Below are 8,457 nucleotides of genomic sequence, written 5' to 3'. Positions count from 1 at the left end.
TTCGTTTTTCAAAGCATCAACTTGCTTCCGAGATTAAGTACCTATGAGAATGTGGAGTTGCCTTTGATTTATCGGGGGATGAGCAAAAAAGAAAGAGAGCCACTCGTTTTGCATGCACTGGAATCGGTGGATTTATTGGATCGTAAGAAGCATTTTCCATCAGAGCTGTCCGGCGGGCAGCAGCAGCGCGTTGCTATTGCGAGAACGTTGGCAGGAGATCCGTCGATCATTTTGGCGGATGAGCCTACGGGTGCGCTGGATTCGAAGACAGGTATGGAGATTTTAAACATTTTAAAGAGATTAAATGCACAAGGTCGGACAATTATTCTGATTACCCATGACATTTCGATTGGGCAGCAGGCGAAGCGGATTGTGCGGTTTCGGGATGGACGGTTGAATGAAGTTGTTTAGAGTTTATAAGACCGGAATTCCAAATAAGGGGGTCCGGTTTGTTTATATTTAATAAATTGTTTAATTTTTGAATAAAAAATGGTATGGCATTCAACTACGCAGAACGTTAGCAAATTAAGAATTTTAAAGTAAATGGCTCTCCCAATTAGGTAATAAGGGGGAGTCATTGCTGTTATACGGTAGTAAATTAGCTTTAAGGAAGATTACTCTCGTATAACTTCAGAGTCTGAAAGTCTATAGATGGCTTTATATCGGCAAGTTTACTCCTTAAAAGAAGGACGAGTTCTTTTTCAACTGGTGGTTGTATTTCCTCAGGTTAGATGAATTTAATTACTGTTACGATATTGCTTTGGTGCCATACCAACATATTTTTTGAATAAACGAGAGAAGTAGCATTCGTCCGTATAGCCTAGTGCCTCAGAGATTTCCTTAATTTGCATGTCTGTATTTAATAGTAATCTTTTTGTTTCCGCTACTTTCAAACGATGAATATATTCGTTTAAGGGATATCCTGTATACTGACTCACCATTCGTCGCAAAGTAGGGACCGCGATATTATTGCGTTTTGCTATTTTTTCGGAATCAATAGGCTCATATAGGTTATTGGAAATATCGTGAATTAATTGTACAACATGTAATTTGGTTGCTTTTTCATGTGATTCGTTTGATTTAGATATCCATTCATAAATGAGTGACTCTAATAAAAGGGCGGCCTGGTCTACTTTAGAAGGAACACCGCTTTCAATTAAGAGAAAGATCATCTCTAATTTATTAATCGTGGCTTCTTCCCATCCGATGTATTTAATGGTTTCTGTCTGGAAGAGCCAGTTTTGTAGCCATTCTTGAATACGAGTACCCTCAAATCGAATATAATACTCATCCCAATTACCATTCTCCTCTGGGCCATAATCAAAGGTGGCATCTGGAAATACAAAAAACAGGCTTCCTTTTTCCACAGTCTGCTGAACTCCTCCATTGACTTTATAAAAGCCTCTCCCCCCCGCGATATAGGCTAAGGCCCAACTATCGAATGTTGCCTGATTCCGTTGTAAGGTTCTACCGGGCAAATGCCCTATTTCGGTAATAGTCAACGATTTGATGTTCAACTTTGATTTATCGACTTTCAGATCAACCACTCGAATGGGAAGGGGGCTGATCATATAGTCCAAGAACTTTGTCATCCGCTTCATTCCCTCCTATGAATAAAACTATTATTGTTAGTATATAAGGTGAAATGATTTATTCGAAATTCAGTGCAAAAGATTATATATGGCATGTAGCGTGCATTGAACAACATTAATTATAACGGAGGGATTTAGGAATGGAAAGAGTTGGTCAATCAATCTTGCTTCGCGATGTTGAAACAGCGAGCCAAATGATGCGGCGTTACTATTGTACGGTGAAAGAGACGATGAGGGCGATGGCGGGTTACCTGCCCACTATGAAGAACTGGCAAGCTAAAAAAATGCTAGCACGTCATATTTGGTTCGATGCCATGCATGCGGATATGCTCAGGTCAAGAACTTTAGATTTGCGCTATCCGAGAGTGGATGTTGATAACCAATCCGATTCTAACTTAATCCGTTTTCTTCGTCATCTTCCAACAGCACAATCGGATGAACAATTCCTCGTTCATATTTATTACGTGTTAAAACCTTTGCTTGTAGAAGCATTTAAGGATTACATGAAAGAAACGGATCCGCTTGATGATGCTCCTAGTCATGCATATTTAAAACGGATTGTCATGGAACTGGAGGAACAACTTCAGGAAGCTGCACCTCTTTTGGATAACTTGGTTAAATATACTCCGGAACTGGAGAACAGCAATAAGGAGTTCATTGATCTGTTTGCAAGGTGTGGGGCTGTTCATGGACCAGACCGGGATAACGGGTTTATTTATCCGGAAAAGCGCTATGAACTTCCATTAGAAGGTGGACGCGACTCTTCTTGGGAACCAGCCGTCATGCAAGTTCCACCACGAGATCCGCAGAATTCTCTCGAGCAGCGTTTGTGGATTGCCATTGATCATGCGAATGAGGTTTGGGCTTGTGAAACGGCAGCTGCCGTGATCTGGGAGTATGAGGACATGAAGTGGGACTTATACTATGGCGCGGCAAGGTGGACTTACGATGAAATGCGGCATGCAATGATGGGGGAGCAACGACTGAAAGAGCTTGGATTTGAAATGGGAATTGATGTTCCGATGGTGCCAGATCACTGGAGAGCTTTTCGAGACAGAGGAATTTTGTCCATAGTACTACTTCTTCACGGTTTGGAGCAGAAAGGTCCGCTTCATAAATCCAAATTGAGAAACGAATTGTTTGCAGTAAATGATTTGAATGGAGCTCAAGATTGTGATTATGACTGGGCGGATGAATCGAATCATATTTCATTCGGTCTTTCCTGGATCAAAGCTATTAGACCTGAATGGGACAAAGAGCGGATTATGGAGGAGACGCAGCAAATCGTAACCGAATGGGTAGAGTGGATTCAGCACCGGCATGAAAGCGGCACGCATGGTTATGAGAAGTTTATGGAAAGAATTGAAGCGAAATCACAAAAAATTACTGATAATCAACCGCTACCGCTAATTCAAGCTACAGCGACTCATTTAAACAATAAACTTAGAAAGTAAAGGTCTAGCATTCTATGGAATTAAAGCTGATTAAATCTACTTGGGGAATGCAGGGTTCCTATGAGGAGTTATTCAAGCAGATAGCAGACGCAGGATATGCTGGAGTGGAAACGAACCTCCCTAATACTCAGCAGGAACCTTTATTTAAAGAACTTCTCTCCAAATACAAATTGGATTTTATAGCGCAAATACAAACTGTGGAAAATCATTCAGAGACGTTCCATGAATTGGTTACTAGAGCTGCAACATTTAACCCCAAACTTATTGTTTCCCAAAGTGCAAGGGACTGTATGGGCTGGACGGAACAATTAAAGTTCTTTGAACAAGCGATAGTAGTCGAGAAAGAAGCAGGCATACCCGTTGCGCATGAAACACATCGACACCGTGCTATGTTCACACCTTGGACGACAGCTGCTCTATTGCGGGAGTTTTCGGAACTGAAGATTACTGCTGACTTTAGTCATTGGTGTTGCGTTTGTGAGTCCCTGCTCGAAGATCAGGTGGAGTCGCTTGAAATCGCAATGAAGCGAGCCATACATGTGCATGCTCGTGTTGGGTTCGCACAAGGCCCACAGGTTCCTCATCCGGGTGCTCCAGAGTATGCACACGAGCTTGCTGCACATGAAGATTGGTGGCGGCAAATTGTAAAATATCTATCATCACAAGGTGCTGAAACAGTAACGATGACAACGGAGTTTGGACCACCTGGGTATATGCCAACATTGCCGTTTACCAATCAGCCGGTGACTGATCTATGGGATATTTGCTTGTTGATGTCTCAAAGACTTCAAACGAAATTTCCAACTTGGGTCAACTTTGATTGCGCAGCAGACGAAATGGATTGTGCGGTTTCGGGAGGGGGTTTGTATAAAGACGTTTAGTATTTATAAGACCGGGACTCCGAATAAGGGGTTCCAGTTTGTATTATTTTCAATAAATTGTTTGATTTCCTTGGGTGGAGGAAACATCAGGCAAAATGAGCTATGGATCGCGTGAGAACTTAGCGGAGAGCAATCGCCCTGTCTTGACAGTCAGTTTGGTAGGACCGTCATACTTGGCCAATGACTCCTTTGTGAAGGGTCGTCAGGGCGGTGATTTAATCGCAAATGCAATCCAGGTGGCCCAAAACGAAGGCCGTAAGGATGACGGGCAGGGCATGTCATTACAAATTCTACAGACAAAGCCTGAGTTAACTAAAAATGGTTTGTGGATGGAGACAGCAGCCAAAATCATCACCGGCAAAGAACCACTCGACAGCTTTGACAAGTTCGTTGAAGACTGGAAAAAACGTGGTGGGGACCAAATCATTAAAGAAGCTACTGAATGGTATAACAATAAAAATAAAAAATAACTCGATGGCTCCTTCCTTTCTCTCGCTGGTTGGAGGGAGCATCTTCTATACTCGGGTTTAAATAGAAGGAGCAGATCTATCATCATGAATCCTAATAATCCAATAACAGCGGTGATTGTGGGAGCTGGCCACCGCAGTCTGATTTATGCTTCATATGCGCAAACTCACCCGGATCAACTTCAAATAGTTGGTGTTGTAGACCCAGACCCAATTCGTAGGAAGTTGACAGCTAAACAGTTTGATTTACAGGATACCAACTGCTTCGAATCAGTGGAGCAGCTTGTGAGCAAGCCCAAAATCGCGGATGCCGTTATTAATGGGACGATGGATGATCAACATGTAGAAACGACCATTCCCCTTCTTCAAGCGGGTTACGATGTCCTGCTTGAAAAGCCGATTGCGACGTCTGAAGAGAGTATGTTGAAGCTCTATCAAGTAGCCAAGGAGAATAAGCGAACGGTGATGATTTGCCATGTACTGAGGTACGCCCCATTCTACAAAGCCATTCGCGAAGTGGTTGCAACTGGTAGAATTGGCGAGATTATTAACGTTCAAGCGGCTGAACATGTGAGCTATCATCATATGGCCGTCGCTTATATTCGGGGTAAATGGAATTCAATGGAGACATGCAAATCGTCCATGCTGATGTCCAAGTGCTGCCATGATTTGGATGTTATAAGTTGGATGATCGGAGAGCAGCCGAGTAAAGTAAGTAGTTTCGGGAGTTTGATGCATTTCAAGCCGGAAAAAGCCCCGGAAGGTGCAGGATTTCGCTGTCTGGTTGACTGCAAAATCGAAGAGACCTGCGCTTACTCTGCTCGCAAACACTATATAGATCAGAGACGCTGGGGGATTTATGTATGGGACAACAATCATTTGGGGGTAACCCCGACGGAAGAGGAGAAGCTGGACATCCTGAAAACGAGCAGTCCTTATGGACGTTGCGTATGGCATTGCGATAATGATGTCGTAGACCATCAGTCTGTTGTCATGGAGTTCGAGAATGGCTGTACGGCGACTCACAATATGATTGGAGCTACGTCGAGGCCATGCCGCAACATACATATTATAGGTACAAAAGGAGAAATTCAGGGTGTTTTGGAAGATGGATATTTCGTTGTGAGACATCCTGATGCTACTGTGGGGCATGAATACTCTGAGGAACGAGTAGCTGTAATTGTAACTAATGATAGCCATGGTGGCGGGGATTTACTGCTTGTGGAGGATTTTATAAAAGTTCTGCAAGGTGAAACGCCATCGATCTCATCCACATCCTTGGAGAAATCCATTCATGGACACCAAATTGGTTTTGCTGCCGAACATTCTCGTCTCGAGAATAAAACGAAAGTAATCTCAGCAATTTTTTAATGGTATGGGTGGAGAGACGATCCGAGCGTTGAATGACATTTCGCTAGACGTCGCACAAGGCGAGTTTGTAGCTATTATGGGGCCGTAGGTATCAGGAAAGTCCACGCTGATGAACATCATCGGCTGTTTATTAACTGTCCGGTGGGCAGCAGCAGCGGGTTGCGATTGCAAGAAAGTTAGCGGGAGATCCGACAATTATTCTGGCGGATGAGACAACGGGAGCACTGGATTCGAAGACGGGCGCGGAGATTTTGGACATTTTCAAGAGATTGAATGAACAGGGCAGGACGATTGTCTTGATCACGCATGATCTAGCGATTGCGAAGCGGGTTGTGCATTTTCGGGATGGGCGATTGAGTGAGGTTGGATAGGTGGATGTTAGAACCGGGACTCCGATGGGGTGCCGGTTTTTTGTTTTTTTACACATAGACAGAGGCATACGAAACCATCTAATATCTTGTCAATATTTTTTGAAAAATGGGGAAGATGATGCATTACTATATACTGAGCATGCCAAATAACCCTCCAATATGGTGTTTAAATCTTTTCGTTTAAGCATGGCAAAGATCCAATGGAGTAACTTGTTAACACAAGCGATCATCGCTCCTTTGATTTCTTCTTGAGTAGACGTATTGTTATTTTCGTCATGCATTCGTTTTTTTCTTCTTCAGCTCGTAACCCCGAGTATGTCTAATTATACCAAGGCGCTCAAGCTATAGCTTTCTGCATCAAGCGATTTGGAACGGCAGATTCCGTTTTTCCCGATAACAGATGCTCAGCGGAAATCCGCATGCCGCCATTCCCGACGGTAGTCCTGCGGGCTTTGCCCTGCGGATTTTCGGAAAGCTCGGCTGAACTCGCTAAGCTCGCCGTAGCCTACACGCTGCGAGATTTCGCTGATGGACCAAGATGTCTGAAGAAGCAACTCCTTGGCGACCCCGATGCGGTAATTCCGTAAATACTGAGCAGGCGGTTGGCCGAGAGCATTCCGGAATAAGTAGCTGAAATGGCTCGGGCTCAAATAGACATGAGCAGCCAGCTTTTCCAGCGGGATCGATTCCTGCACATGCGACTGCATATAGATGCAGGCATTCACGACGCGGGGATCGATTGCATGAAGCCGCTCCGGCATTTGAGGTATCAGCAGGTTTATCAATTGCGCGAACCATTGATACAAGGCTCCTTGAATGCGTAGCAATGTAAGCGAAACGGTCAGGTCCGCCGACCCCCCACTATCTCCCACCGAGTCATGCTGTTCCTGCAGTGCGGCGAATTGCTCGAAACAAACAGCCGACTCTGTCCATTGGGAGGCAAGCGTATCGAATACTGCGCCGTCGGAGACAGCTGTAATCTTCGGGAATGGATACAACTCATGGAAATCGAACGGTCCGAGTTTCAAGTTGCAACTGAGTGATAAGTAACGAACGTTATTGCCGACTTCTGCAGTATGGAGTCGGTAGGGCAAGCCTGGCGGAAACACAATCAGATCGCCTTTATGAACGTGGTATCGTTCTTCATCGATTTGAATGGTACGAGTGCCGTCCAGTATGAGCCAGAAAACCGGGAACGGATTGGTGACCGGTCCGAAGCTGAAATCGTGCGGCTTATCCATGTGACGGATCCATCTGGGCTGGAGACTGAATTCGAGTCTTTGTGTATTAGGATGCAGAATAAACATCAGCGGATCTCCCTCTCTTTCCTTCATCGTAAGAAATGTCAAATCTATCGTTAATAATGTCATAGGTTCGAATTTCTGTAAATGATATTATATTGATAGGAAAGAAGCATGAAATAGATGAATAGTGAGGAGCGATGTTGCAATGGAAAATGTCAAACGGAAGCCGAACATCGTATTTATACTCGCAGACGATATGGGCAGCTGGGCGCTCGGCAGTGACGGAAACGACGAAATTCACACGCCCCACCTCGATCGGCTCGCTGCCGAAGGGATGCGATTCGATCATTTTTTTTGTACATCGCCGGTTTGTTCGCCTGCGCGGGCATCGATCATGACGGGACGAATTCCGTCACAGCACGGCGTTCATGACTGGATAAGTTCCGGAAATGTGAATTACGGCGATCTGCAGGAAGAGGTTCGCAAACAGCCTGTTTTTGCCGATGAACGTACGGCAGTCGAATATTTGGCCGGGCAGCCGACGTATACAGAGCTGCTCGCCAAGGCCGATTATATCTGTGCTCTAAGCGGCAAATGGCATCTCGGCAATAGCACGGTTCCGCAAAAAGGGTTTGGACGCTGGTTCTCGATAGCCAGAGGAGGCTGCTCTTATATGAAGCCGGACATCGTGGAGAATGGCGAGGTACGGATCGTCGACGAATACGTAACCGATCTTATTACGGATCACGCGTTGCAATTTTTGGGCGAGCTGGCGCAGCAGGAAGCCCCGTTCTATTTAAGCGTTCACTATACTGCACCTCATTCACCTTGGGACCGTTCGGAGCATCCGGAATCGTATGTGGCCATGTATGACGATTGCCCGTTCGAATCAGTGCCTGAGCTGCCGCCACATCCGAACCAGATCTCGACGGCGCCACAGGGGGAAGGGGAACGCCGCAAAGAGCTACTACGAGGCTATTATGCGTCAATCACCGCTATGGATCACGGAATCGGCAAAATCATGGATAAGCTGGAGGAACGCGGGCTGAGAGAACAAACGCTGATCATATTTATGAG

The 8,457-nt window shown here is 45.1% G+C and carries 8 protein-coding genes and 1 pseudogene; 7 read left to right on the top strand and 2 right to left on the bottom strand.

Features of this window, described 5'->3' with window-relative positions; genetic code table 11:
• A partial coding sequence (locus GC098_RS20770) for an ABC transporter ATP-binding protein (protein ID WP_171645162.1) occupies positions 1–411 on the top strand: 411 nt, incomplete at its 5' end.
• Positions 412–737: 326 nt separating this feature from the next.
• Here the strand turns inward: GC098_RS20770 and GC098_RS20765 are convergent.
• A complete protein-coding gene (locus GC098_RS20765; RefSeq protein ID WP_171645161.1) occupies positions 738–1,592 on the bottom strand; it encodes an AraC family transcriptional regulator in 855 nt (284 codons plus the stop codon).
• Between the two features lie 140 nt (positions 1,593–1,732).
• On the opposite strand from GC098_RS20765, the gene GC098_RS20760 reads away from it, so the two are divergent.
• The 5 genes and pseudogenes from GC098_RS20760 (at position 1,733) to GC098_RS40155 (ending at position 6,136) form a co-directional block, all read left to right on the top strand.
• Positions 1,733–3,046: a DUF455 family protein gene (locus GC098_RS20760; RefSeq protein ID WP_171645160.1), complete on the top strand. Its 1,314-nt coding sequence runs from the start codon at positions 1,733–1,735 to the stop codon at positions 3,044–3,046.
• 14 nt (positions 3,047–3,060) lie between these two features.
• A complete protein-coding gene (locus GC098_RS20755; protein WP_216625358.1) occupies positions 3,061–3,927 on the top strand; it encodes a sugar phosphate isomerase/epimerase family protein in 867 nt (288 codons plus the stop codon).
• A gap of 95 nt (positions 3,928–4,022) precedes the next feature.
• Positions 4,023–4,397: a hypothetical protein gene (locus GC098_RS20750; RefSeq protein WP_171645159.1), complete on the top strand. Its 375-nt coding sequence runs from the start codon at positions 4,023–4,025 to the stop codon at positions 4,395–4,397.
• Positions 4,398–4,481: 84 nt separating this feature from the next.
• Positions 4,482–5,765, top strand: coding sequence for a Gfo/Idh/MocA family protein (locus GC098_RS20745; RefSeq protein ID WP_171645158.1), 1,284 nt, complete (start codon positions 4,482–4,484; stop codon positions 5,763–5,765).
• Positions 5,766–5,769: 4 nt separating this feature from the next.
• A pseudogene (locus tag GC098_RS40155) lies at positions 5,770–6,136 on the top strand (ABC transporter ATP-binding protein).
• A gap of 404 nt (positions 6,137–6,540) precedes the next feature.
• Here GC098_RS40155 and GC098_RS20735 read toward each other — a convergent pair.
• Entirely contained in the window at positions 6,541–7,470 is a 930-nt protein-coding gene (locus GC098_RS20735) for an AraC family transcriptional regulator (protein WP_171645157.1), read from the bottom strand.
• Positions 7,471–7,585: 115 nt separating this feature from the next.
• On the opposite strand from GC098_RS20735, the gene GC098_RS20730 reads away from it, so the two are divergent.
• Positions 7,586–8,457 (top strand): sulfatase-like hydrolase/transferase (locus tag GC098_RS20730; RefSeq protein ID WP_171645156.1); only part of this gene is annotated, 872 nt, incomplete at its 3' end.

The organism is Paenibacillus phytorum (assembly GCF_013141715.1).
Lineage (GTDB): Bacteria > Bacillota > Bacilli > Paenibacillales > NBRC-103111 > Paenibacillus_E > Paenibacillus_E phytorum.
Note: the sequence above shows the minus strand (reverse complement) of the source record. Positions and strands in the feature narration are given on the sequence as shown.

What these genes read in the sequence shown, in the direction of transcription:
- GC098_RS20735 (WP_171645157.1), bottom strand. Translation starts at nt 7,470, where the DNA reads ATGAAGGAAAGAGAGGGAGATCCGCTGATGTTTATTCTGCATCCTAAT.
- GC098_RS20765 (WP_171645161.1), bottom strand. Translation starts at nt 1,592, where the DNA reads ATGACAAAGTTCTTGGACTATATGATCAGCCCCCTTCCCATTCGAGTG.
- GC098_RS20760 (WP_171645160.1), top strand. Translation starts at nt 1,733, where the DNA reads ATGGAAAGAGTTGGTCAATCAATCTTGCTTCGCGATGTTGAAACAGCG.
- GC098_RS20755 (WP_216625358.1), top strand. Translation starts at nt 3,061, where the DNA reads ATGGAATTAAAGCTGATTAAATCTACTTGGGGAATGCAGGGTTCCTAT.
- GC098_RS20745 (WP_171645158.1), top strand. Translation starts at nt 4,482, where the DNA reads ATGAATCCTAATAATCCAATAACAGCGGTGATTGTGGGAGCTGGCCAC.
- GC098_RS20750 (WP_171645159.1), top strand. Translation starts at nt 4,023, where the DNA reads ATGAGCTATGGATCGCGTGAGAACTTAGCGGAGAGCAATCGCCCTGTC.